The sequence below is a fragment of the Oscillospiraceae bacterium genome, assembly GCA_025757985.1.
GTDB lineage: Bacteria > Bacillota > Clostridia > Oscillospirales > Ruminococcaceae > Gemmiger.
Genome location: CP107210.1, coordinates 1,308,768 through 1,333,158, shown reverse-complemented (window position 1 = coordinate 1,333,158; position 24,391 = coordinate 1,308,768). Strand labels below are relative to the sequence as shown.

Here is a 24,391-nt window from a genome sequence, read left to right as displayed (position 1 = left end):
TGTATAATGACTGCTGCACAAATTTGTGCACAATCACAATTTTAGAGAGGTAACATCCTATGAAAAAGCTTTCTGCTCTGGTTCTGAGCCTGATTCTGGCCGCCGGTCTGCTGGCCGGCTGCGGTGCTTCCGCATCCTCCGCCTCCTCCGAGGCCGTCTCCTCTGAGGTCGTTTCCGAGGCAGCACCGGCTGAGTCCGCTGCTGTCTCCACCGCCGAGGATGCCGCTGCTGCCATCGCGGTCACCTTCACCGTCACCGGTGCTGACGGCGAAAGCACCGTCCTGACCCTTGACGCCGCAGACGGCGAAAAGCTCAGCGATGCGCTGGCCGCCGCCGGTGTCATCAGCGCCGAGGAGGCCGCTGCCGGCTTTGTCACCGTTGTCAACGGCGAGGAGGCCGACTATAACGCCGATGGTGCTTGGTGGTGCCTGACCGATGCCGCCGGTGAGATGACCACCGTGGGCGTGGCCGACATCGAGCTGCATGACGGCGACAGCTATGCCTTCACCTACACGAAGTAACCACCGCCGCGTTGTCAGTCTGGTACTGAGCGGACTGATGGGGGCACTGCTCGTTGTCAGCAAGCAGGCCATGAGCGGCCTGCCGAACATTGAGCCGGTGACGCTGCTCATCATCCTGTTTGCGCTGGAGCTCCCGCGGGAAACCCCCGCTGCCATCACGGTCTTTATTCTGCTGCAGGGCGTCTTGTACGGGTTTGGCCTCTGGTGGGCCATGTACCTGTATGTATGGTATCTGCTGGCGCTGCTGGCATGGCTTTTGCGCCGCATGGACCACGCACTGCTCTGGGCTGTGTTCAGCGGACTGTACGGCCTGTGCTTCGGCGGGCTGTGCGCTGCCGTCTACCTGTTTGCCAAGACCCCAGCCTTTGCGCTGAGCTGGTGGCTGAGCGGCCTGAGCTACGACGCCCTGCACGGCGCGGGCAACTTTGCCATTATGCTGCTGTTGTACCGGCCCCTGCGCAAGGCACTGCGGGCCGCCAAGCGGCAGATCGGGTATTGATTGCTGCCTACGCAGCCAAGCATCTCCCTGTCCGGGAGATGCTTTTTTGTTTGTAGAATTTTTATTGCTTTTTCTGTGCAAATTCACGGAATGTTTACCCCAAACAGTGGACGCAGCGTTGTTTTTATGGTATACTATATCGGTTAAAGTGGGGAGGTATGGGATAAATGCGTGTTTTGGGCATCGACCCGGGCTACGCCATTGTGGGCTGGGGTGTTGTCGAATACATCGGCAACCGCTTTGCGCCCATCGGCTACGGGGCTGTCATCACCGAGAAGGACACCCCGTTTGAGCAGCGTCTTGTTGAAATATACGAGGGCGTGCTGGATATCTGCAAGCGCTATCAGCCCGAGGCCCTCTCCATCGAAAAGCTGTACTACCAGCACAACCAAACCACCGTCATCGGCGTGGCTGAGGCGCGCGGCGTCATTCTGCTCGCCGCCGCCCAGTGCGGCGTGCCGATCTACGAATACACACCGATGCAGGTCAAGCAGGCCATCACCGGCTACGGCAAGGCCGTAAAAAAGCAGATTCAGGAGATGACCCGCATGATGCTGCATCTGGAGAGCATCCCCAAGCCTGACGATACCGCCGATGCGCTGGGCATGGCCATTGCCCACTGCCACTGCAGCCGCAGCCGCCTGATGGGGACGCCGGTGAGGTAGTGACCCCTGCCGCTGTAGGGGCGGATGCTTGCATCCGCCCGCGGGACGATGCAAGCATCGACCCCTACAACCTCTATGATGCAAAAGAAGGACACACCATGATCTACTGTCTAACCGGAAAAATCATTAAAAAGACGCTGGATTCCGTTGTGATCAGCTGCGGCGGGGTCGGCTATTTCGTGCAGATCCCCGCCACCACCGGCGAGGCTCTGCCCCCTGTCGGCAAAGAGGGCACCGTCTATACCATCATGAATGTGACCGAGAACGATGTCTCCCTCTACGGCTTTGCAACGGAGGAGCAGCGCGACTGCTTCAAGATGCTGACCGCTGTCACCGGTGTCGGCCCCAAGGCCGGGCTGTCGATCCTGTCGATCATGACGCCCGAAAAGATTGCCCTTGCCGCATCCAGCGGAGATCACAAGGCCTTTACCAAGGCGGCCGGCGTTGGGCCCAAGCTGGCCCAGCGCATCACGCTGGAACTGAAGGACAAGGTCGGCAAGGGTCTGGCCGCCGGCACCGGCTTTGCGGGCGGCAGCGCCGCCCCCGCGCCCACCTCCGCACCGGCGCAGGCTGTGGCCGCACTGGTCAGCCTTGGGTACGCCGCCTCCGATGCAGCCGCTGCCGTGGCCCGGGTGGACGAGACCCTCTCGGTGCAGGAGATCATCACGATCGCGCTGCGCAGCCTGTCGCGCATTTAAAGGGAAGGGGAGTGCTAGAGCTTGAATCAGGAATACACCGTTGACCCCAGCCGTCTGGTCAGCCCCGATGCCTGCTCCGCCGATGCGGAGGAGGTCAGCCTGCGCCCGAAAACGCTGGATGACTATGTAGGTCAGGAGAAGGCCAAGGGCAACCTGCGGGTCTACCTGCGGGCGGCGCAGCAGCGCGGCGAGCCGATGGATCACATCCTGCTCTACGGCCCGCCGGGTCTGGGCAAAACCACACTGGCCGGTATTGTGGCGCAGGAGATGGGTGTGCAGATCCGCATCACCTCCGGCCCCGCCATCGAGAAGCCCGGCGATCTGGCCGCCCTGCTCACGAATCTGCAGGAGGGCGATGTCCTTTTTATTGACGAGATCCACCGCCTGTCCCGTCAGGTGGAGGAGGTCCTTTACCCCGCGCTGGAGGATTTTGCCCTCGACATCATGATCGGCAAGGGTCCCAGCGCCCAGAGCATCCGCATCAATCTGCCCCGGTTCACACTGGTGGGTGCCACCACCCGCGCCGGGCAGCTGACCGGCCCCCTGCGCGACCGCTTCGGCATCCTGCTCAAGCTGGAGCTGTACAGCCCGCGGGAGCTGGGGCATATCATCAGCCGCAGCGCCGGGATTTTAGGCGTGCCGATCACCGAGGAGGGCGCGCTTGAGCTGGCGCGCTGCGCCCGCGGCACGCCGCGCATCGCCAACCGCCTGCTCAAGCGGGTGCGCGACTTTGCCACCGTGCAGGGCGATGGCACCATTGACGAGGAGACCGCCATCGCCGCCCGCCGGTGGATGGACATTGACGAGCTGGGTCTGGATGAGCTGGACCGCAGCGTGCTGCGCGCCATCATCGAGATGTACGGCGGCGGCCCCGTAGGTCTGGACACGCTGGCTGCCGCCCTGGGCGAGGAGAGCGTCACGCTGGAGGACATCTGCGAGCCCTACCTGATGCAGATGGGCATGCTGACACGCACCCCGCGCGGCCGCTGTGTGACCCGACTTGCCTATGAGCATCTGCACATGGCCGTGCCCCGCCGCTTTGACGACAATGACAACGGCCAGCAGAGTATGTTTTGATAAAAGCCTTCCTTGTCAAAGCGAGGCTTTCACACACGATATAAAAGGAGACATGAATATGCGCCCTGCTGATTCTTGGCGGGATTATGAGCTGCTGGATGCCACCAACCACAATCGGTTGGAGCGCTGGGGCAGCACCCTGCTGATCCGACCTGACCCGCAGGTCATCTGGAAAAATGCCGAAACCAGCCCGCTGTGGGCGAACGCTGATGCCGTCTACTACCGCTCCGCCAAGGGCGGCGGGCAGTGGGATTACCACAAAAGGCTGCCCCAGAAGTGGCAGATCCACTGGAACGACCTGACCCTGATCGTCAGCCCCACCGGCTTCAAGCACACCGGCGTCTTTCCGGAGCAGGCCGTCAACTGGGCGTGGTATCAGGAAAAGATCCGCGCAGCCGGCCGGCCGATCCGGGTGCTGAACCTCTTTGGCTACACGGGTGGCGCCACACTGGCGTGCCTTGCGGCCGGTGCTTCGGTCACCCATGTGGACGCGAGCAAGGGCATGGTGGCCTGGGCGCGGGAAAACGCCGCCGCAAGCGGCCTTGCTGAGCGCCCCTGCCGCTGGATCGTCGACGACTGCGTGAAGTTCGTGCAGCGCGAGATCCGCCGCGGCAGCAAATACGATGCCGTCATCATGGACCCGCCGAGCTACGGCCGCGGCCCCGGCGGTGAGATCTGGAAGCTGGAGGACAATGTCTACGACCTCATCACCCTGACGGAGCAGGTCCTGAGCGATGACCCGCTGTTCTTTGCCATCAACTCCTACACCGAGGGTTTAAGCCCGGCGGTCATGGAATACATCGTTAAAACGACGCTCTGCCCCGTCACGGGCGGCCACACCCACTGCGATGAGATCGGTCTGCCGGTCTCCGCCACCGGCGGTGTTGTGCCCTGCGGCGCAACCGCCATCTGGGAGAGATAAGCCATGCCGAGAGAAGAACCGATGATCAATGTCCAGAACATCCATTTCCGCTATGACCCCGAGCAGCCCAGCTATGCAGTGGACGGCGTGAGCCTTGCCATCCACCGCGGTGAGTTCGTGGCTGTGCTGGGTGCCAACGGCTGCGGCAAATCCACGCTGGCCAAGCACTTCAACGCGATCCTCCTGCCCGAGGCGGGCACGGTGCTGGTTGAGGGGATGGACACCCGCAACGAGGATCATCTCTACGATGTGCGCCAGAAGGTGGGCATGGTATTTCAGAACCCTGACAACCAGATCGTTGCCACCATCGTGGAGGAGGATGTCGCCTTTGCACCGGAGAACCTTGGCGTTCCGCCTGAGGAGATCCGCACCCGCATTGACGAGGCCATGAAACTGGCCGGCATCTATGAAAAGCGCGATGCCGCCCCCTACAAGCTTTCCGGCGGGCAGAAGCAGCGCGTTGCCATTGCGGGCGTTATCGCCATGCGGCCGGACTGCCTTGTTCTGGACGAATCGACCGCCATGCTTGACCCGCACGGCCGCAGTCAGGTCATGAAAACGATCCGCCAGCTGCGGGAGGCCGGTATCACGATCGTCTCGATCACCCATTATATGGAGGAGGCCGCCCAGGCCGACCGCGTGCTGGTCATGAGCAGGGGCCGCATCGTGATGGAGGGCACCCCTGAGCAGGTGTTCAGCCAGACGGAGCGGTTGCACAGCTACCATCTGGATGTGCCGCAGGCCGCCGAGCTGCGCGATGAGCTGGTCAAGCTCGGCATCCCCATGCCGGAGAATGTGATTACGCCCGAGGCGTGCGCGGAGGAGTTGTTTAAGCTGCTGAAATAAAGGAAGCCTTCCCCCTTGGGGGAAGGTGGCCGGGGCCCCGCCCGAGGCCGGATGAGGGGCGAGCTTGCCGAGGCATCCCGTTTACTGGCAATCGACGCGAAGTCACCCCTCATCAGTCCGCTTCGCGGACAGCTTCCCCCATCGGGGGAAGCCTTTCATTCAAAAACATCCCACATATGCCGGAACGGCACCATACCCGGGCTGTATCCGGCGGGAAAGGAACCACTATGTCCGAGATCATTCGTGTAGAAAATTTGAGCTACATTTACAATCAGGGTATGCCGGACGAGACCAAAGCGCTGGACGATGTTTCGTTCACCGTGGAGGAGGGCGACTTCGTGGGCATCATTGGCTCCACGGGCAGCGGCAAATCGACCCTGATCAGCCACTTCAACGGCCTGAACCGCCCGACCTCCGGCCGTGTGCTGGTGGACGGCCGCGACCTGTGGGAGCAGGGCGCCGACCTGCGCAGCTTCCGCTTCCTTGTCGGCCTTGTGATGCAGTACCCCGAGTACCAGCTCTTTGAGGAGACCTGCGCCCGGGACATTGCCTACGGCCCGCGCAACATGGGTCTGGACGAGGAGGAGGTGCAGCGCCGTGTCCGCGAGGCTGCCGCCTTTGTCGGCCTTTCGGACGAGCTTTTGCAGAAAAGCCCCTTTGAGCTGTCCGGCGGGCAGAAGCGCCGTGTTGCCATCGCAGGTGTCATGGCGATGCACCCGCGTGTGCTGGTGCTGGACGAGCCGGCCGCCGGCCTCGACCCCGAGGGCCGCGACACCATCCTGAGCCAGATCAAGGCCTACCACGAAAAGACCGGCATCACAGTCCTGCTGGTCAGCCACTCGATGGAGGATATTGCCAAGTACGCCAACCGCGTGCTGGTCATGCACCGCGCCAAAATCGCCATGTACGACACAGTGGAAAAGGTCTTTGCCCACGCACAGCAGCTGCTTGAGCTGGGGCTGTCGGTGCCGCAGGTCACCCAGATCTTTTTAAAGCTGCGCCAGATGGGGCTGGACATCCCGGCGGATGTCTACACGATCCCCTACGCCGTCAAGACGATCCGCCGGGCGCTGGCCGCCAAGCAGGCAGGGGAGGTACAGTAAATGCTCAAGGATATTACGATCGGTCAGCATTTTCCGGGGCATTCAGTGCTGCACCGCTGTGACCCCCGGTTAAAGCTGGTTGCCACCATCGCCTACATCATTGTGCTGTTTATCGCACCGAACCCGCTGGGGCTGGCGCTCTCGATCGGCCTTTTGGCCCTGCTTTACCGCATCGCCCGCATCCCCGGCAGGATGATTTTGAAAAGCCTGAAGCCCATCGTGCCCATAATCCTCTTCACCGCCGTGCTGAACCTTTTCTTCGTCACAGGGCAGGGGGAGCCGCTGGTGCATTTCTGGGTGCTGAACATCTATGCCGAGGGCATCAAGTACGCCGTTTTGCTGGCTGTGCGCGTCTGCGCCCTCATTGCAGGCACCAGCCTTTTGACCTACACGACCAGCCCCATCGTGCTGACCGATGCCATCGAGAGCCTGCTGCGCCCGCTGGCCAAGCTGCACTTTCCGGTGCATGAGCTGGCCATGATGATGACGATCGCCCTGCGGTTTATCCCGACTTTGATTGAGGAAACCGAAAAGATCATGAACGCCCAGAAGGCCCGCGGTGCCATGCTGGACAGCGGCACCTTCACCCAGCGCATCAAGGCGCTGGTGCCGATCCTGATCCCGCTGTTTATCTCGGCGTTCCGCCGTGCCGATGAGCTGGCCATGGCCATGGAGTGCCGCTGCTACCACGGCGGCGAGGGCCGCACGCGGCTGAAGCAGTTGAAGTTCACGAGCGAGGATTTCCGCTGCATGGTAGTCATCATTGTGGCGCTGGTGGTCATCGCCTGCACGCGGTTCTTCGTGCCGGGGCTGGCATAAAGATTTTGCCGCGATCCGTAGGGGCGGATTCCATATCCGCCCGCCCATCGGCTGCCACCCTGCGGGCGCATATGGAATGCGCCCCTACGATTTCAGGTGATTTATGACCTATCTACTTTGGATCTCCTACAAGGGTACAAACTACGCCGGCTTTCAGGTGCAGCCCAACGCACCGACAGTCTGCGCCGTTTTGCAGGATGCCATGCAGGCCGTGCTGGGCCAGCGGCCCGATGTAAAGGGCTGCTCCCGCACTGATGCGGGCGTCCATGCGCGGCGTTTCGCGCTCAGCTTCTGCTATACTGGCAGGGTGCCGATGCAAAAGCTTGTTCCGGCGCTCAACGCCCATCTGCCGCCGGATATACGCGCGGTGGACATCCGCCCCGTGCCGGACAGCTTTCATGCGCGGTACGCCGCCCACGCCAAGACCTATCACTACTACCTGCTGAACACGCGGGTGGATGATCCCTTTCTGTTTGACACCTGCCACCGGATCTGGCCTGCGCTGGATCTGGCCGCCATGCAGGCGGCTGCCGCAAAATTCGTAGGTACACATGATTTTTCAGCGCTCTGCGCCTCCGGCTCCAGCGCTGCCGCCCATGGGGACACAGTGCGAACTATTACAGATTGTACTGTTGTACAAAGCGGAGATTTATTTACAATTTCCGTCACGGCTGACGGTTACCTGTACAATATGGTGCGTATTCTGGCCGGTACGCTGGTTCAGGCCGGGCTGCACAAGCGCACGCCCGACAGTATCCCCCCACTATTGGAAAGCCGCGACCGCAAACAAGCAGGGCCGACCCTGCCCGCCAAGGGGTTGTTTTTGGAGAGGGTGGAGTATCCGGGGTTGGATGCCATTTCGTAGGGGGCGGCGTCCCTGACACCCCGCGGGCGCATATGGAATGCGCCCCTACGAATTCTGCATGTAGGGGCGGGGCATGCCCGGCCCCTACAGATACGCACGAAAGGAGGGAGCCTGCCCGATGAACAAGGCAGAAAAAGAACGCCTGGCACGGCGGCAGCGGATGCTGGCGCGGGAGCAGGGGCAGGCCCCCGAGGCAGGCATCCGCGGCACCAGCGGGGACATCAGTCTGCGCACCCCCAAGCCGGTGCGCCGCGCCGCCCCGCCGCCAAAGACCGCCGACCCCGCAGCAGGGGAGCGCGGCGCGCGGCTCAAATCCCTGACGCCGCTCTACAAGCAGCGGCAGCACCGGCGGCGGGTATTCTTCGGCGTGCTCATTGCCGTGCTGGCCGTTGCCATCACCGTGCTGACAGGCGCCTTGTCGGCCTCCCTCGCCATGCTGGGGGATACGGTGGACAGTGCGCTGCTCTATATCAACCGCACAGACGGCAGTTGGCCCGCCACCACAGGCATCAGCGAGCCGCTGCAGATCGAGCCGCTTGCGGGCGGCTTTGTCGAGCTGGGGGCCGAGGATGTGCTTGTCTATTCGGCCTACGGCGCCAAGATCCTCAGTCTGCAGCCCTCCTACGCGCGGCCTGTGCTGGCCGTGGGCGGCACCCATTTTGCCGTGTACAACCGCGCCGGAAACGAGCTGACGATCTGCAGCCGGACCCGGACACTCTATTCCCAGAGCTTTGACGCGGGCATCCTGCTTTGTGCCATGTCCAACAACAATTCGCTTGCCGTTGTCACGGAGTCGGGCCGCTACGCCGCGCAGGTGCAGGTGTTTGACCCCTCGCTGCATTTGCTGTACAGCTGGGAGATGACCCAGTCCGCCGGTACGCCGATCGCACTGGATTTCTCCCCTGACAGCCGCCGGTTCGCCGCCGGTATGCTCAGCGCCCGGGAGGGGCAGCTGAGCTGCTCGGTCTATTTTATGAGTATGGACGCCAACGCCGAAGGCCCTGTCTACACCGCCGATCAGGGCAGCATGCTCCTGCGGCTTGACTGGCAGAGTGAGCGGCGGGTCATGGCGGTGTTCGACACCTACCTTGCCGTGCTGGACCCCACGACCGGCACCGAGACCGCCCGCTATGACTACGGTGGGGCTGCGCTGCAGAGCGTGGCACCCGGCCGCCGCCAGACCGCCCTGCTGCTGACGGTGCGCGGCGGCAACAACCTTGTCACCCTGTCGGAGACCCTGACCCCCATGGCCGAGATACCGGCCCGGCAGGCCTTTGGTGTGTCGGCCACGGATACCGACATCTACCTGCTCTGCCCCGATGCCGTGGAGTGCTACGGCTATGACGGCGTGCAGAACTGGGTGTACAGTGACCTTGCCTCCCGCCCGCTGGCGGTTGTGAACGCCGCAAAGCCGCTGCTGTTCACGGGCAGCCGGGCGGAGGTGCTGGAGGGCGGCTCGTAGCATGGGGCTGCGCGGCGCCTGCCGTATTCCCGGGCAGCCGGAAATTGCCTTTGATTTTTTTGAGAAAGAAGTACCTGTCTATGTCCTTTTCACCTGCGCTTATCTATGATTTTCTTTTTCTTGCCATCTTCTCGTTTGCCGCCGTCAAAAGCTGGCAGAAGGGTTTTCTCGCCGGTCTGACCGAACTGGTCGGCGCGGTGCTGGGCGTCGGCGTTGCCGTCTGGGGCAGCCGCACACTCGCCCCCGAGGTCTACACCCGCTTTTTCAGCGATTCCGTGACTGCCCGTGTCAATGAGGCCGTAGCCCAGTCCGGCGGGGACATCGCCGCCGCCCTGCAGCAGCTGGATTTCCTGCCCGAATCGCTGCGCACCGCTGCCGCCAACGCGCTGCAGACCGCCGGAGATCAGCTGCCCGAAAAGCTCACCGCCCTGCTGGAGCCGCTGTTCCTGCCGCTTGTGCAGGTCGTGCTTTTTGTGCTGCTCTGCCTGATCGTGCGCTGGGTGTTCGCCCTGCTGGTCCGGCTGCTGCGCGGCGTCAATGCGCTGCCGCTGCTGGGCGGGGCCAACCGCCTGCTCGGGCTTTGTCTGGGCCTTGTCACCGGCGCGCTGGACTGCTGGCTCGTGGCGCTGGCCCTATGGTTTGCGGCCGGCATCACCGCAGGCAAGTTCGACTGGCTGACCCCCGCCGCGCTGCAGCAGAGCATCGGCTACAGCTTCTTCGGCGCGTTCAACCCGTTTTTAGTCCATTATTAAACATTTTTTGAACAAGCCCCGCCAAAACTTGCAATTTGGCAGGGTTTGTTTAATAATAGTAATAAGGTGGTGCGGGGCGTCGAGGACGCCGCCCCCTACAATTTTCAGCAATCCAGCGTGCCCATGCGGCACTTTTTATAGAGGTGAAGTATATGCTTTGTGTTAAATGCCAAAAACGCCCCGCCGTTGTCTTTGTGCAGCGGCTTGAAAACGGCAAGCCTGTTCAGGAGGGCTACTGCCTGACCTGCGCCCGCGCCATGCACATCCAGCCTGTGGACGACCTGATGAAGCAGTTCGGCATGTCGGATCAGGATCTGGAAAATATGGAGGAGCGGATGGGCAGCTTCCTGCAGGAGGCTGCCGACTCCGGTATGCTTGCCCCCATGATGGGCAGCGAGGAGGCCGAGACCGGCGATGACGCCGCCGCGCAGGACGATTTTGTGCCGGGCGGCAGCCCTGTGTTCCCGTTCGGCTTCGGTGCGCGCCAGAACAAGGACGACGCCAAGCCCAAAAACGGCAAGAAGGAAAAGGCTCCCCGCCGCAAATTCCTCGAAACCTACTGCGAGAATCTGACCCAGAAGGCCCGGGACGGCAAGACCGACCGCATCATCGGCCGTGACCGTGAAATTTACCGCACGATTCAAATTCTTTGCCGCCGTCAGAAGAACAACCCCTGTCTGATCGGCGAGGCCGGTGTCGGCAAGACCGCCATCGCCGAGGGCATTGCCCAGCGCATCGCCGAGGGCAAGGTTCCCGCGCGGCTGCAGGACAAGGAGATCTACCTGCTGGACATGACCTCCCTTGTGGCAGGCACCCAGTTCCGCGGCCAGTTTGAGCAGCGCGTCAAGGGCCTTATCAGCGAGGTCAAGGCCGCCGGCAACATCATTCTGTTTATTGACGAGATCCACTCCATCGTGGGCGCGGGCGATTCGGACGGCTCGATGAATGCTGCCAACATCATGAAGCCCGCGCTCTCCCGCGGGCAGATGCAGGTCATCGGCGCGACCACCTTTGCCGAGTACCGCAAATATATCGAGAAGGATTCCGCGCTCGAGCGCCGTTTCCAGCCCGTCAAGGTCGAGGAGCCGTCCCTGCTGGATACGATCGAGGTCATCAAGGGCATCCGCATCTATTACGAGAAGCACCACTGCGTCCGTGTGCCGGACGCCATCGTCACCAGCATCGTCAAGCTGTCGGAGCGCTATATCACCGACCGTTTCCTGCCCGACAAGGCCATCGACCTGCTGGACGAGGCCTGTGCCTGCTGCAACCTGCGCCACCCCGAGATTACCGAGCTGCTGGAGACACAGCGCAAGGTCACGGAGCTGGAGGCACGCGAGCATGAGCTGGAGAATCCCGAGCCGCAGAACGGTCAGGACGCCGCCATCGACTACGAGGCACTTGCCGCCGTCAAAACCGATCTGGCGCAGCAGCGCGAAAAGCTGCCTGCTCTGCAGCTGAAGGCCGCTGAGATCGAGGTCACAATGGACGATGTGGCGCAGGTCATTGAGTTGTGGACCGGCGTGCCCGCCGTCAAGATCAAGGAGACCGAGTACGGCCGCCTGCAGGGGCTGGAGGATGCCCTGAAAGCGCACATCATCGGGCAGGACGAGGCCGTCCACGCCGTGGCCGGTGCCATCAAGCGCGCCCGCGCCGACCTGTCCGGCCGCCACCGCCCCGCCAGCTTTATCTTTGTCGGCCCGACCGGTGTCGGCAAGACCGAGCTGGTCAAGCAGCTGGCCAACCAGCTTTTTGACACAGTGGACCCGCTCATCTCGATCGACATGAGCGAATATATGGAAAAATATGCGGTGTCCCGTCTGATCGGCTCGCCTCCGGGCTATGTCGGCTACGATGAGGCCGGGCAGCTGACCGAGAAGGTGCGCCGCCACCCCTACAGCGTTGTGCTGTTTGACGAAATCGAAAAAGCGCACCCCGATGTCATGAACATCCTGCTGCAGATTTTGGACGAGGGCAAGATCAACGATGCACAGGGCCGCACGGTGGACTTTTCCAACACGGTCATCTGCATGACCTCCAACGCCGGCTCGACCGACCAGAGCGGCGCGACCGGCTTCGGCAAAAAGGCCGAGGTGGCCAGTGCCGACCGCAGCATGAAGGCGCTGCAGGAGTTTCTGCGGCCCGAGTTCATCGGCCGTGTGGATGAGATCATCACCTTCCGCCCGCTGAGCGAGGAGGATCTTGAGCGGATCGCCGCGCTGATGCTGGATGAGTACAAGCCGGGTCTTGCTGCCCACGGCATCACGCTGCACTACGACCAGCCCGCCCTTGCGGACATTGTTGCCGAAAGCTCCGCCAAGTACGGCGCACGCGAGCTGCGCCGCACCATCCGCAAAACCATCGAGGACCCGATCTCCAATGCGCTGGTGGACGGCCGCCTGAACGGCAGCGAGGTCACGCTTGCGCTGGTTGACCGCGACGGAAAAGCTGTACTGGATATATAAGGCATTGCCGCACAGCTCCCGCGTATTTCCGGAATGCTGCGGCAGCGCCCGAACGGGGTTATATCATGTATAAAAAGATCGCGGCCCTTGTGCTGGCCGCAGCGCTGCTCTGCAGCTGCACGGCCCGCGTTTCGGTGCAGCGCATCCCTGCGGAGCTGCCCCGCGCCGAGGCACCCTCCGCCACGCCGACGCCGGAGCCGACACCCGCCTTTACCGAGGAGCAGCAGCGCTACGGCAGCGCTGCGCTGCTGACCGACCCGACCGTGCTGGTCAATGTATTTCTCAACGATGCCGCCCATGGCTGCACCTGGGACGCGGAGGATCGCGCCGCCGCTGTGCAGCGCACTGGGATGGCCGTGGACTGGATCAACGCACAGGCAGCCGGCTACGGCGCTGCGCCGCAGCTTATCTGCGACCGCAGCGAGGACGGCAGCGATGCCGCCCTGACCCGCAGCTACCTGCTGCAGTCAGCCATCCGGGGCGGTGAAAACTCTGAGGAAAGCACCGCCTTTCTTGAGGAGATGGACGCCCTGTGCGAGTCGCTGGCTGCAGACAGCCGTCTGGCGGTCTACGGAGCGCGGCAGATCGCGTTTTTGTTCTATCTGCCCATCAGCGGCACCTCTTTCACGATGGCCCACTATGCCGATGACGGAGCGTCCTTTTACTATGAGTACAGCTGCCTGTACAAGACCGACGCCTACACCGATGGCGAGCCGGAGTCCCCAGCCACCTTTGCCCACGAGATCCTGCACCTCTTCGGCGCACCCGATTTTTACGAGGGCAGCAGCGACCCCTATGTCGATGCCACCCTCACCGCCTATGTCGAGGAAACCTACCCTGACGATATCATGCTCAGCACCTACGAGGCGGACGGCACAAGCCGGTTCGATGCGATCAGCAAGACGATAAGCCCGCTGACCGCCTACTGTCTCGGTCTGGCAGAGAGCTGCCCCGAGCTGGAACAGTTCCCGGCGCTGGGCAAGGTGGAGCCGGGGGTGTTCCGGCATGGGACTGCGGACAGCGAGGAGCCGACAACGGATGCATGGCCGGGAGCGGTAGCGGTGTGATAAATCCTTGCCTTCCCCCTTGGGGGAAGGTGGCCCCGCAGGGCCGGATGAGGGGCGCGTGTACCGCAGCAGCCCGTAAACGGGCAATAGCGGCAAGGCTACCCTCATCAGTCAGCGGTCGGAGCCGCTGACAGCTTCCCCCAAGGGGGAAGCCACTCGTCCAATGAAACTGGGAGGAGCCCCACATGCTGAATGATGTTTTTCCGCTGCGGGTGGAGGCCGTTCCCGCAGCACACACCTCGGAGTGGCGCGCCGACGACTCCTTTCCGCCGCGCCAGACGCAGGCGTGGCAGCTGATCTATGTGTGCAGCGGCACCATCGAGGAACGCTGCGATGACCGCCGCGTGCTGCTGCGGGCGGGCGGCCTTTTGTTCCACCAGCCCGGCGAGGTGTTCGCCATGACCACGGTGGGGGAGGTCCCGCCCGAAACGCTGCGCATTGATTTTTACTGTACCGGCGCGGCGATGGATCGGTTCCGCGGCACGATCCTGCACGCTGAGCCGACCGAGCAGCATGATCTGGACTGGCTGGCTAATACCGCCAATACGGTGTTTGACGCCGCCCCCGTGCGGGGCGAGCCTCCCATCGTAAAGGAGGATCTGCCCTTCGGAGCCATGCAGCAGTTCATCATCCATCTCGAAAACCTGCTGATCCTGCTGGCCCGCCGCTGCCGCCGCACCAAGCGTCCGGTAGCCCGTGTACGGCGGGAGCGCCGCCAGTATGTGCTGGTCGAGGATGCGCGCGCCTACTTTGCCGCCAACCTCACGCGGGAGCTGAAGGTGGACGAGGTATGCGCAGCACTGGGCTGCACCCGCCCCCAGCTGCAGCAGGCGTTCCGCGCGCGGCTGCGCCGCACCGCGATGGAGGAATTTTCCGCCATGCGCATCGAATATGCGGCCCAACTGCTGGCGCGCGGTGCCTCCCCCGGCGAGGTTGCCGCCCAGATGGGGTACTGCTCGGGCGCGTATTTCAGCCAGCGCTTCCGCGCCGCCACAGGCCACACGCCGTCCGCCTACCGCCGCATCCAGCAGGGGCTGCCCGCCCGGCGGCAAAACAGGCAACAAAAAGGCAAACCAGAATCAAAAACACCTATTGCAGAAAGCCCGCAGAAAGAGTAAAATACAAAGTAAAGACAGATGAACCGCTCATCTGAAGGCAACAAAATCATAAATTATAAGGAGACGAATGTTATGGCAATTCTGGTAAGCGGTGGCGCCGGTTACATCGGCAGCCACACCTGTGTGGAACTTCTGGCCGCTGGGTACGACATTGTCGTGGCCGATAACTACTACAACTCCTGCCCCGAGGCTCTGGCCCGCGTCAAGCAGATCGCAGGCAAGGACTTCCGCTTTGTCGAGGCTGACATGACCGACAAATCTGCCGTTGAGAAGATCTTCGCCGAGAACGAGGACATCGACTGCGTGATCCAGTTCGCCGCCTACAAGGCTGTTGGTGAGAGCGTTTCCAAGCCCATCGAGTACTACTCCAACAATCTGGCCTGCACGCTGAACATTCTGGATGTCATGCGCCGTCACAACTGCCACAACATCATCTTCTCCTCCTCTGCCACCGTCTACGGTGACCCCGCCAGCGTGCCCATCCGCGAGGATTTCCCCGTGGGCGGCACCACAAACCCCTACGGCACCACCAAGGTGTTCACCGAGCGCATCCTGACCGACTGCTGCAAGGCCGACCCCGAGCTGAATGTTGCGCTGCTGCGCTACTTCAACCCCATCGGTGCCCATCCGTCCGGCCTGATCGGCGAGGACCCCAACGGCATCCCCAACAACCTCGTGCCCTACATCGCCAAGGTCGCTGTCGGCAAGCTGGAGAAGGTCCATGTCTTTGGCAACGACTACCCGACCCCCGATGGCACCGGCGTACGCGACTACATCCATGTCGTGGATCTGGCCCGCGGCCATGTGGCGGCTGTCAAGAAGCTGGCGGAGAAGCCCGGTCTCTTCATCTGCAACCTGGGCACCGGCCATGGCTACAGCGTGCTGGATGTCATCCATGCGTTCAGCAAGGCCTGCGGCAAGGAGATTCCCTATGTCATCGACCCGCGCCGCCCCGGCGACATTGCCGAGTGCTGGTGCGACCCCTCCAAGGCCAAGCGCGAGCTGGGCTGGGAGGCACAGTACGGCATCGAGGAGATGTGCGCCCACAGCTGGAACTGGCAGAGCCACAACCCGGATGGGTATAAGACCGCGAAATAAAACTGCATAAAGTAAGAATGCCCGATGCGGTGACGCATCGGGCATTTGTTTTGTATGCCTTCCCCCGCGGGGGAAGGTGGCCGAGGCCCCGACCGAGGCCGGATGAGGGACGGGTCTGCCACAGCTGCCCGTAAACGGGTTGCAATGGCAAGGTTGCCCCTCATCAGTCAGCGGGCGGAGCCGCTGACAGCTTCCCCCAAGGGGGAAGCCTTTCTTTTTTACACATACATTTCCTGACTTCTCGGCGGCAGCTTGGGGACGGCGGGCAGCGGGGCGGCTGCGGCGCGCCACGCAGCAGGGGAGAGGCCTACCTCCCGCTTGAACACCCGGCACAGATAGTTTGCCCCCGAAAAGCCGGTCAGCCCCGCGATCATCTCCAGATTGTACTCATCGGTCAGCAGCAGCGACTTGACGGCCTCGATGCGGACATTCGTCATATATTTGCCCGGCGGCACACCGATCTCCTGCTTGAACACCCGCACAAGATGGCTTTTGGTCACGCCCAGCTGCTCGCTCAGTTCCTCGACGCCGTAGAGCGCCATATAGTTCTGCCGGATGGCCGCCACCGCCTCGGCCACCAGCGGCGGCAGGGGGCGCGCCGTTTCATCGGCCCTGTCTATGGCGCAGAGCAGTGCATAGGCCATTGCGGGCGTGCGGACGCCGTGCAGCTGGGCCAGCAGCTCGGCCGCGCCGGGGCAGGCCGCACCGTCCGCCCAGCGCGGCGCACCCAGCTGCAGCAGGTACGCATCTGTACAGCGGCCTGCCAGCCGCACCCCCAGCAGGTGACAGTCCGTCCGGGGGGTCAGTGTCAGCGGCGCAGCCCCCAGCAGGATATCCCCGCTCTGCCCCGGGCGGTCAAACCCGTCCAGAAGGCAGACCCCGCGCGACAGCACCCCCACCCACAGGCCGGAGCCGGTCAGGGTAAGCGGCTCCGTGCCGTCCAGTTCAGCGACTTCGGCTGCGCTGCAATATATTTCCGGGTCAAATATCAATTTCAGCACCTCTATATCAATAAAATGCTATTTTCAAATAGATTATAACCTGTTATTATAATCATGTCAACAGAAACAGCCCGCTCTACCCGGGCTGAAACCCACTGAATATATTTTGGAGGATGAGCATTATGGCTTCCATCAGCTGCCGTCACGTCAAGAAAGTTTACCCCGGCAATGTTGTTGCTGTTCCCGATTTCAGCCTTGAGATCGCCGACAAGGAATTTATCGTTTTCGTCGGTCCCTCTGGCTGCGGCAAGTCCACCACCCTGCGCATGATCGCCGGTCTGGAGGAGATCTCCGGCGGTGAGATGTACATCGGCGACCGCCTGATCAACGATGTTCCCCCGAAAGACCGCGATATCGCGATGGTCTTCCAGAACTACGCCCTGTACCCGCACATGACCGTTTACAAGAACATGGCTTTCGGTCTGGAGCTGCGCAAGATGCCCAAGGACGAGATCGACAAGCGCGTCCGCGAGGCTGCCAAGATTCTGGAGATCGAGCACCTGCTCGACCGTAAGCCGAAGGCTCTGTCCGGTGGTCAGCGTCAGCGTGTTGCGCTGGGCCGCGCCATGGTCCGTAACCCGGCCGTCTTCCTGCTCGATGAGCCTCTGTCCAACTTGGACGCTAAGCTGCGTACCAGCATGCGCACCGAGATCATCAAGCTGCACAAGAAGCTGGCTACCACCTTCATCTATGTTACCCATGACCAGACCGAGGCCATGACCATGGGCGACCGTATCGTCGTCATGAAGGACGGCATGATCCAGCAGGTTGATACCCCGCAGAACCTGTACGATTATCCCTGCAACATCTTCGTCGCAGGCTTCATCGGCAGCCCCCAGATGAACTTCCTCGATGGCACCCTGCAGAAGAGCGGCGACCAGTACACTGTCGATCTGGCCGGCACCACCATTCCTCTGCCGAAGGAAAAGACTGCGGACGGCAAGCTGGACGCTTACGTCGGCAAGACCCTGAAGGTCGGCATCCGTCCTGAGGACATCAAGGACGACGAGGAGTTCCTTGAGAAGCACTCCACCAGCCACCTGAACGCCGAGGTTGAGGTCTCCGAGCTGATGGGCGCTGAGATCTACCTGTACCTGACCTATCAGGGCCAGAACCTGATGGCTCGTGTTGCTCCCACCTCCAAGTCCCGCCGTGGTGACAAGATCGTGGTTGCTATGGACACCCATAAGATCCATCTGTTCGATCCCGAGAGCGAGAAGACCCTGCTCAACTAATTCACACGCATTATACAGCGGTTCCGTTGCGGCGGAACCGCTTTTTTGCTAAGGCAGCACCGCACAATGGAGGAAATGGCTATGCGCATCGCCAATTATCTGCGGCCGGAGTGTGTCGCACTGCACCAGCGGGCAGACTCGCTGGAGGGCGCGGTCCAGCAGCTGGTCGCCCTGCTTGACGGCACCGAGAATCTGACGGATACCGCCGCATTTGCTGCGGATGTCCGCGCCCGGCTGGCGCTGGGCGGTGTCTGCGTGGGCAACGGCCTTGCCATCCCCCATGCCAAAAGCGCCTCCGTCAAGCGGCTGCAGCTGGCGGCCCTGACGCTGGACCCGCCGCTGGCCTGCGACACACCGGACGGCAAGCCGCTGCAGATGCTGGTGATGATCGCCGCCCCGGCCGAGGCCAATGACCTGCATGTGCAGGTGCTGGCTGAATTGGCCACCCTGTTTCTCGATACAGATTTCTGCACCCACCTGCGCGAGAGTACGACCCCGGAGGCCTTTTGCCGCGCGGTGGCCGAGCGCGAGGCGCAGGATGACCCTGCAGCACCGCCGCCCCAGACCACCGATGAACCGGGCTACCGGCTACTGGGTGTGACCGCCTGCCCCACCGGCATTGCCCACACCTATCTGGCCGCCGAGGCCCTGCAGCGGGCCGCCCAGACCCGCGGCTTCTCGATCAAGGTCGAGACGAACGGCGCGGACGGGGTAGGGGATGCGCTGACCGAGGAGGATATCCGTGCCGCCGACTGCATCATCGTAGCGGCGGACCGGGCCGTGTCGATGGCACGGTTCGTGGGCAAACGGCTCGTCTACGCCTCGGCCGGGGACGCCGTGCGGGACGCGGATGCCCTTTTGGAAAAGGCCGTCTCCGGCAAGGCGCCCATCTACCACGGCGGACACGCCTTCCGAACCAGTGATCTGCGGGAGCTGGGCCGCGAAGGCTACGGCCACCTGATGAACGGCGTTTCTCACATGATCCCCGTTGTGGTGGCGGGCGGCGTCATCACAGCGCTGTCGCTGCTGTCGCAGCAGCTCGGCCTGCCTGCCAGCTGGACGATGATGATGAAAAATGTCGGCTCTGCGGCCTTTGTCATGATGTACCCCGTGCTGGCTGCCTTCATCGCGTCCAGCATCGGGGACCGCCCCGCCTTTATGCCCGGCCTGCTGGGCGGCTATCTGGCACAGATGGGCACAACCACGCTCACCAACCTCAGCTGGATCTCAAGCGGCTTCTGGGGGGCACTGATCGGCGGCTTTGCCGCCGGTTTGATCGTGCTGCTGCTAAACCGTTTGCTCGACCGGATACCGCAGGAGCTGAGCCACATAAGGACCGGGCTGCTCGTCCCCGCATGCAGTCTTTTGTTCATCGGCTGGCTGATGCTTATGGTCGTCAATCCGCCGCTGGGCCGCTTCAACCGGTGGATGTCGCTCTGCCTGTCCAAGATGCAGGGCGGCAGCCGCCTACTGCTGGGCGCGCTTCTGGGCGGCATGATGGCCACCGACTACGGCGGGCCGATCAATAAAGCCGCCTATGTCAGCGGCACACTGGCACTGGTCACCCTGCAGTATGATCTTATGGCTGCCGTCATGGCGGGCGGCATGGTCCCGCCGCTGGGGCTGGCGCTGGCCTGTATGCTGTTCCCGACAAGATTCACCGCCTCGGAGCGCCGCAGCGTGCCCCAGACTGCGATCATGGGACTTTCCTTCGTGACGGAGGGCGCTCTGCCCTTCGCCCTGCGCGACCCGCTGCGTGTCGGCCCCTCCTGTATTGCCGGCAGTGCGCTGGCAGGCTTTTTGGCCATCTTCCTCGGCTGCGGCTGCCCCGCCCCCCATGGCGGATTGTTTCTGCTACCCGTAATGGGAAATCCGCTCGGCTTTCTGGGTGCGCTGCTCGGCGGAAGCCTGCTGGCGGCACTGCTGCTCGGCCTGCTGAAAAAGCCACTCAAACAATAATAATGTATTCGACAAAAGCCCTGTTGTGCGTTGCGCATGACGGGGCTTTATGCTATACTTGGATATATATGTGATTTTTTACGAGCGAGGAGGACCCTGCCCTTATGGAACAGGTCAGAACTTTCTGCCGGCGCTACCGCCGCTTGCTTATGGCGGCAGCCTATCTTTTGATTTTTGCCGTGGGTGTGCTGTATCTGCGCGTTACGATCAGCATCCCGCCCGAGGGCGATGACAAGCTGACGCTGAACAAATGGCTGTTTGATCTGCACCGTATGCCCTACGCGCAGTTTCTTCTGCAGGATCTGCAGGGCCGTCTGCGGTATTTCACCCTGCAGGAGCCGCGGTTTTTCCCCTTTCACTACCCCAACGCCGTGGCGCTGCTGTTCTATGGCAGTCTGAGCAGCTACCGGCTGTATATCATCGCCTTTACCGGTGCGGCGGCCTTTCTGGTCAGCCGCGTGGTACGGCGGTTCGGCAGCGGTGATGCACTGGCGCTGGCCGGCTTTACGCTGGCGCTGGCGGCAGCCCCCATCTGGAACGAGGGCATGTACAGCTACTACGCCGTGCCGCAGCGGGCGTTGTTCTGGGCCATGGCGGCATGGCTCTGCCTTTTCCCGTGGGAAACGACCCGCCACCGCCGCTGGGCTGTGCTGGGTGCTGCGCTGTCCTTTCTGGCCTGCGGCACCTATGAGATCGGCTATGTCTTTGCCGCGCTCGCACTCATCGTCTGGTGCCTGCGCAGCCGCAGCTTTAAGGCCGGTTTCTGCCATTCCGCGCCCGTGCTGGGCGGTATGGGCGCTGCGCTCGTCTTTCATGTTTTAAGCGGCCGCAACGGCGGCAGCGGCAATCCGGTATCGCTCGATCTGCCCGTTGTTCTGCGGGTGACGGTGCAGCAGATGGCTGCCTCCATCCCGGGGCTGAACTCCCGCCTGCTGCAGGAGGACTGCGGCGTGATTTCAAACGGCGACCGCCTGTGGCCGCTGGTGCTGGGCCTGGCCGCCGGGCTGCTGCTCTTCTTTGCCGTTCCGCGGGACAAGCTGCGCGCCAAAACGCTCGGCGCTCTGGCCGGGCTAGGCTTTGCATTCTGGGCACTGCCGGCCCTGCTGCTGGCGCTTTCTTCCCGCTACCAGCAGCCTGAGGCCATCACCTGGCAGTGGGGCTACATTCCGGCAGCGGCATCCTCCATCGGGTTTGCCCTGCTGGCGGCCGCACTGCTGGCGCTGCTGGCCAACGCCTGTATGCATCTGCCGCAGTTCGTCTCGCTCACAGCCCGTTTGGCACTGACTGCCGCCTTTGCTGCAGCCCTCTGCCTGAACGGCAGCTACCTGCGCGGCGTGGTGCGCACCCACCATGCGGAGAATCTGGCCGCCTACCAGTTTTTTGTCCGCTCGATCGAGGCCGGTCTGGCCGATGGCGTGACGGAGGATGATCTGATCCTCTGCAATGAGAATGTCTGGGACGGCAACAGCGACGCCGAGAGCTTATTCTTCAGCCGCTTTACCGGCCGCACCCTTCGTGCGCGGTTCATGACCGCCGGGGACGAGCAGCCCGCAGGCAGCACCTACGCCTACCAGACCTACCGGAACTACGGCGGGTACGACCTTGCCTGGTGCGGCCGTCTGCAGAGTGCTGACAGTGACCTGATGGACGGTGTGCAGATCCTTGTGCAGGGTGCGCTGGTGCCCGACAATGCGGTCATCAAATACAAGGTCCGCCTACCTGACGGCACCGAGGAGGCCCGTTCCATCTGCCTGCTCGACTGCACCCGCACCGACCGCGATGCCAACGGCGACTACCTTGCCACCGTGGAGGACACCTCCATCCTGAACGCCAAGCTCATGATCTGGGACGGCTGAGAAACGGGGCAATGAGTTATGAAGCTTTTTCATTTTTTAAAGCGCAATAAGCTGTTCGCTGTCCTGCTGGCAGCCGAACTGGCTGTGCTCTGTACCTTGATTGCCGGATTGTTCGGCGCACCGTATAAGCTGACTCTGACACCGGATCTGTTCGAGAACCGCTTCCCCGATATTGCTGCCGAGGATGCGGACGGCCTGAAGGTCTGGAACCAGATCGACTTCCGCAGTGAGGAGCCCATCACTTTTTCCAGTCAGGGGCAGGCGCTGCGCGCCGGAGCGTATGAAGTCACCGTCTCCTATTTTTCCTGCCAGACTCCGGATGCCCCCACCTTCAACCTGCTCAACTCTGCCGGCACGCTGGATTTTTCCAGCGAAATGGTACCTGCTGCCGTTTCCTTTGACACGCTGCGGCTGGACGATTGCCACCGCACGCAGACCTCCCGTCTGTGGGTCAGCAGTGGCGCTGCACTGCAGGATCTGACGGCCACCCTGACCTATCGTCAGGGGCAGCTTTACCTTTATGCCGTCACACTGACTGAACAGCCCATCTACCGGCTGACCCGCCTGTTTTGCTGGCTGTTCTGCTTTGCGGCAGCCGATGCCCTGCTCTGGCTGCTGTTTGCCCGGACAGGGGAGAGAGGCGCTGCCCACCGCCGGGAGCTCCGCCTGCCGCTGTGTCTGCTGGGCATCACGGTCTTAGCCTGTCTGCCGCTGTTCAGCAATTATCTTTATGTCGGCCACGATCTGGACTACCATCTGCAGCGCATCACCGCTATGGCAGCCGAGCTTTCCTACGGGCAGTTTCCGGTACGCCTGACTACCACCACCCTGAACGGTTACGGCTATGCAAACCCTCTTTGCTATTGTGAGCTGTTTCTGCTTCTGCCTGCACTACTGTACAATCTGTGGCTGCCGCTGCGCACCTGCTATCAGATATACATCTTTGCAGTCACACTGGCCACCTGCCTGATCGCTTATTTCAGCTTTGGCCGCATTACCGAGAGCCGCCGTCTTGGGCTGTTGGGGGCAATGCTCTACACACTGTCCTGCTATCGGCTTGTCTGCGTCTACACCCGCGCTGCTGTGGGCGAGTTCACCGCCATGGCGTTCTTCCCGCTGGTGCTGCTCGGCCTGTACGGCATCTATACGAAGGATAAGCCCCGCTTTGCGGACTGGCTGCCTATGTCACTGGGCATGGCCGCCATGGTGCAAAGCCATCTGCTCTCCTGCGAGCTGACGGCACTGCTGCTGGCCGTCTTTTGCCTGCTGCACCTGCGGGACACCCTATCCCCCACACGGCTGCTGGCCTGGATCAAGGCAGCGCTGCTCGCAACAGGGCTGAGCGCATGGTATCTTGTACCGTTTTTTATCTCTGGTGCAAGCATTCCATTCATGGTCAACGGATCTTTCATCGGAAAGATCCAGTCGCAGGGGCTGTATATAATGCAGCTGCTCAGCCCGTTCGGCACCGGGTTTGGCGGCACAAGCAGCGGCACAAGCACGGATATGACACTTTCCCTCGGCCTTCCGCTGATTTTGGGCCTTGCACTGGTCTGCTATTGCCTGCTTACCCAGCACAGTGAAAAGGACCGCTATTTCAGCATTCTGTACACAGCAGCCGGCTTTTTTGTCTTTACGGTTTTCCTGTCGCTGCATATCTTCCCTTGGGATTATGTGCAATCGGCGCTGGGACGCACGGCAGGCAAGCTGGCCGGGATGTTCCAGTATCCGTGGCGCTTTCTTTCTCTGGCCACGGTACTGCTCTGTCTGGCAACGCTCATTGCCATCCGTCTGCTGGCGGGGCAGCATCAGGCCCTCGGCAGGGCTGCAGCCGTTGTGCTGGCAGCTTCTGCCCTGCTGATGACCGGCGTAATGCAGGCCCAGATACTGACTGAGCAGGGCGAGGTTCCCCGCAATGTCTATTCCGTGGCCGATCCTTCCGTAACGGTTGCCATTGGCGAGTACATAATCGACGGTACCAGCGCCTATGAAACGATCTGGGCGCAGCCCAAGCCCGGCAGCGATGCGCTGCATCTTGTCCGCTATGAAAAGCAACGCGGCGTTGCCTGCCTGACTGTACAGAACGAGGGAGCCGAGGCCGCCATCTCGCTGCCCATCTTTAACTACGGCAACTACTATGCCGCCGATGAAAACGGTCAGCCCTTTTCCATCACCAGCGGCGAGAATGAACGCATTGTGCTGACGATTCCCGCAGGCTACACCGGCACGATCCGTGTCTGGTATCATGCGCCCGATTACTGGCGCAGCTTTGAGGCGATCTCCGCCGCCAGTCTGCTGGGGCTTATCGGCTATGCCGTGCTTGCCCGCCGCAAGCGCCGCGCCGCCGCCACCGTTTAAACGAG

Annotated in this window: 21 protein-coding genes; 20 read left to right on the top strand and 1 reads right to left on the bottom strand. The window is 62.2% G+C overall.

The window, feature by feature from the left end; translation table 11 throughout:
* Positions 1-59 precede the first annotated feature (59 nt).
* The 16 genes from OGM67_06720 (at position 60) to galE (ending at position 15,977) form a co-directional block, all read left to right on the top strand.
* Positions 60-521 carry a DUF4430 domain-containing protein gene (locus tag OGM67_06720; GenBank protein UYJ35996.1) on the top strand — a complete coding sequence of 154 codons (462 nt, stop codon included), beginning with the start codon at positions 60-62 and terminating at the stop codon, positions 519-521.
* Positions 499-1,020: a hypothetical protein gene (locus OGM67_06715; protein UYJ35995.1), complete on the top strand. Its 522-nt coding sequence runs from the start codon at positions 499-501 to the stop codon at positions 1,018-1,020. The genes OGM67_06720 and OGM67_06715 overlap by 23 nt, the downstream gene beginning before the upstream one ends.
* Before the next feature lie 167 nt (positions 1,021-1,187).
* Complete coding sequence (gene ruvC / locus OGM67_06710; protein ID UYJ35994.1) at positions 1,188-1,685, top strand: crossover junction endodeoxyribonuclease RuvC; 498 nt, start codon at positions 1,188-1,190, stop codon at positions 1,683-1,685.
* A gap of 98 nt (positions 1,686-1,783) precedes the next feature.
* Positions 1,784-2,383, top strand: coding sequence for a Holliday junction branch migration protein RuvA (gene ruvA / locus OGM67_06705; protein ID UYJ36201.1), 600 nt, complete (start codon positions 1,784-1,786; stop codon positions 2,381-2,383).
* A 54-nt stretch (positions 2,384-2,437) separates the two neighbouring features.
* The gene (gene ruvB / locus OGM67_06700) at positions 2,438-3,460 is read left to right on the top strand and encodes a Holliday junction branch migration DNA helicase RuvB (GenBank protein ID UYJ36200.1); all 1,023 of its coding nucleotides are present in this window, start codon (positions 2,438-2,440) and stop codon (positions 3,458-3,460) included.
* 58 nt (positions 3,461-3,518) lie between these two features.
* Positions 3,519-4,382: a class I SAM-dependent methyltransferase gene (locus tag OGM67_06695; protein ID UYJ35993.1), complete on the top strand. Its 864-nt coding sequence runs from the start codon at positions 3,519-3,521 to the stop codon at positions 4,380-4,382.
* 3 nt (positions 4,383-4,385) lie between these two features.
* On the top strand, positions 4,386-5,228 hold the full coding sequence (locus OGM67_06690; protein UYJ35992.1) for an energy-coupling factor transporter ATPase: 843 nt from the start codon (positions 4,386-4,388) through the stop codon (positions 5,226-5,228).
* Positions 5,229-5,455: 227 nt separating this feature from the next.
* Complete coding sequence (locus OGM67_06685; protein UYJ35991.1) at positions 5,456-6,331, top strand: energy-coupling factor transporter ATPase; 876 nt, start codon at positions 5,456-5,458, stop codon at positions 6,329-6,331.
* Positions 6,332-7,150, top strand: a complete 819-nt coding sequence (locus tag OGM67_06680; protein ID UYJ35990.1) for an energy-coupling factor transporter transmembrane protein EcfT — start codon at positions 6,332-6,334, stop codon at positions 7,148-7,150.
* Between the two features lie 103 nt (positions 7,151-7,253).
* The gene (gene truA / locus OGM67_06675; GenBank protein ID UYJ35989.1) at positions 7,254-8,015 is read left to right on the top strand and encodes a tRNA pseudouridine(38-40) synthase TruA; all 762 of its coding nucleotides are present in this window, start codon (positions 7,254-7,256) and stop codon (positions 8,013-8,015) included.
* Between the two features lie 118 nt (positions 8,016-8,133).
* Positions 8,134-9,477, top strand: a complete 1,344-nt coding sequence (locus OGM67_06670) for a DUF5711 family protein (GenBank protein UYJ35988.1) — start codon at positions 8,134-8,136, stop codon at positions 9,475-9,477.
* Between the two features lie 80 nt (positions 9,478-9,557).
* Positions 9,558-10,229, top strand: a complete 672-nt coding sequence (locus OGM67_06665; protein ID UYJ35987.1) for a CvpA family protein — start codon at positions 9,558-9,560, stop codon at positions 10,227-10,229.
* Positions 10,230-10,381: 152 nt separating this feature from the next.
* A complete protein-coding gene (locus OGM67_06660) occupies positions 10,382-12,694 on the top strand; it encodes an ATP-dependent Clp protease ATP-binding subunit (protein ID UYJ35986.1) in 2,313 nt (770 codons plus the stop codon).
* Positions 12,695-12,759: 65 nt separating this feature from the next.
* A complete protein-coding gene (locus OGM67_06655; GenBank protein ID UYJ35985.1) occupies positions 12,760-13,761 on the top strand; it encodes a hypothetical protein in 1,002 nt (333 codons plus the stop codon).
* A 185-nt stretch (positions 13,762-13,946) separates the two neighbouring features.
* A complete protein-coding gene (locus OGM67_06650; GenBank protein UYJ35984.1) occupies positions 13,947-14,879 on the top strand; it encodes an AraC family transcriptional regulator in 933 nt (310 codons plus the stop codon).
* Positions 14,880-14,951: 72 nt separating this feature from the next.
* Positions 14,952-15,977: a UDP-glucose 4-epimerase GalE gene (gene galE / locus OGM67_06645; GenBank protein UYJ35983.1), complete on the top strand. Its 1,026-nt coding sequence runs from the start codon at positions 14,952-14,954 to the stop codon at positions 15,975-15,977.
* Between the two features lie 218 nt (positions 15,978-16,195).
* Here the strand turns inward: galE and OGM67_06640 are convergent, their stop codons facing one another.
* A complete protein-coding gene (locus OGM67_06640) occupies positions 16,196-16,978 on the bottom strand; it encodes an AraC family transcriptional regulator (GenBank protein ID UYJ35982.1) in 783 nt (260 codons plus the stop codon).
* Between the two features lie 122 nt (positions 16,979-17,100).
* On the opposite strand from OGM67_06640, the gene ugpC reads away from it, so the two are divergent.
* The 4 genes from ugpC (at position 17,101) to OGM67_06620 (ending at position 24,386) form a co-directional block, all read left to right on the top strand.
* Positions 17,101-18,213 carry a sn-glycerol-3-phosphate ABC transporter ATP-binding protein UgpC gene (ugpC, locus tag OGM67_06635; protein ID UYJ35981.1) on the top strand — a complete coding sequence of 371 codons (1,113 nt, stop codon included), beginning with the start codon at positions 17,101-17,103 and terminating at the stop codon, positions 18,211-18,213.
* A 75-nt stretch (positions 18,214-18,288) separates the two neighbouring features.
* Positions 18,289-20,172 carry a fructose-specific PTS transporter subunit EIIC gene (locus OGM67_06630; protein ID UYJ35980.1) on the top strand — a complete coding sequence of 628 codons (1,884 nt, stop codon included), beginning with the start codon at positions 18,289-18,291 and terminating at the stop codon, positions 20,170-20,172.
* 104 nt (positions 20,173-20,276) lie between these two features.
* A complete protein-coding gene (locus OGM67_06625; GenBank protein UYJ35979.1) occupies positions 20,277-22,028 on the top strand; it encodes a glycosyltransferase family 39 protein in 1,752 nt (583 codons plus the stop codon).
* 18 nt (positions 22,029-22,046) lie between these two features.
* Positions 22,047-24,386 (top strand): hypothetical protein, encoded by a 2,340-nt coding sequence (locus OGM67_06620; protein ID UYJ35978.1) that lies wholly within the window; start codon positions 22,047-22,049, stop codon positions 24,384-24,386.
* Positions 24,387-24,391: the final 5 nt, after the last annotated feature.

Bases quoted from the DNA above. Each gene is read 5' to 3' on its own strand.
- OGM67_06650 (UYJ35984.1), top strand. From the start codon at position 13,947: ATGCTGAATGATGTTTTTCCGCTGCGGGTGGAGGCCGTTCCCGCAGCA.
- OGM67_06665 (UYJ35987.1), top strand. From the start codon at position 9,558: ATGTCCTTTTCACCTGCGCTTATCTATGATTTTCTTTTTCTTGCCATC.
- OGM67_06630 (UYJ35980.1), top strand. From the start codon at position 18,289: ATGGCTATGCGCATCGCCAATTATCTGCGGCCGGAGTGTGTCGCACTG.
- galE (UYJ35983.1), top strand. From the start codon at position 14,952: ATGGCAATTCTGGTAAGCGGTGGCGCCGGTTACATCGGCAGCCACACC.
- ruvA (UYJ36201.1), top strand. From the start codon at position 1,784: ATGATCTACTGTCTAACCGGAAAAATCATTAAAAAGACGCTGGATTCC.
- truA (UYJ35989.1), top strand. From the start codon at position 7,254: ATGACCTATCTACTTTGGATCTCCTACAAGGGTACAAACTACGCCGGC.
- OGM67_06695 (UYJ35993.1), top strand. From the start codon at position 3,519: ATGCGCCCTGCTGATTCTTGGCGGGATTATGAGCTGCTGGATGCCACC.
- OGM67_06625 (UYJ35979.1), top strand. From the start codon at position 20,277: ATGGAACAGGTCAGAACTTTCTGCCGGCGCTACCGCCGCTTGCTTATG.
- ruvC (UYJ35994.1), top strand. From the start codon at position 1,188: ATGCGTGTTTTGGGCATCGACCCGGGCTACGCCATTGTGGGCTGGGGT.
- OGM67_06715 (UYJ35995.1), top strand. From the start codon at position 499: ATGCCTTCACCTACACGAAGTAACCACCGCCGCGTTGTCAGTCTGGTA.
- OGM67_06690 (UYJ35992.1), top strand. From the start codon at position 4,386: ATGCCGAGAGAAGAACCGATGATCAATGTCCAGAACATCCATTTCCGC.
- ugpC (UYJ35981.1), top strand. From the start codon at position 17,101: ATGGCTTCCATCAGCTGCCGTCACGTCAAGAAAGTTTACCCCGGCAAT.
- OGM67_06655 (UYJ35985.1), top strand. From the start codon at position 12,760: ATGTATAAAAAGATCGCGGCCCTTGTGCTGGCCGCAGCGCTGCTCTGC.
- OGM67_06670 (UYJ35988.1), top strand. From the start codon at position 8,134: ATGAACAAGGCAGAAAAAGAACGCCTGGCACGGCGGCAGCGGATGCTG.
- OGM67_06680 (UYJ35990.1), top strand. From the start codon at position 6,332: ATGCTCAAGGATATTACGATCGGTCAGCATTTTCCGGGGCATTCAGTG.
- OGM67_06620 (UYJ35978.1), top strand. From the start codon at position 22,047: ATGAAGCTTTTTCATTTTTTAAAGCGCAATAAGCTGTTCGCTGTCCTG.
- OGM67_06720 (UYJ35996.1), top strand. From the start codon at position 60: ATGAAAAAGCTTTCTGCTCTGGTTCTGAGCCTGATTCTGGCCGCCGGT.
- OGM67_06685 (UYJ35991.1), top strand. From the start codon at position 5,456: ATGTCCGAGATCATTCGTGTAGAAAATTTGAGCTACATTTACAATCAG.
- OGM67_06660 (UYJ35986.1), top strand. From the start codon at position 10,382: ATGCTTTGTGTTAAATGCCAAAAACGCCCCGCCGTTGTCTTTGTGCAG.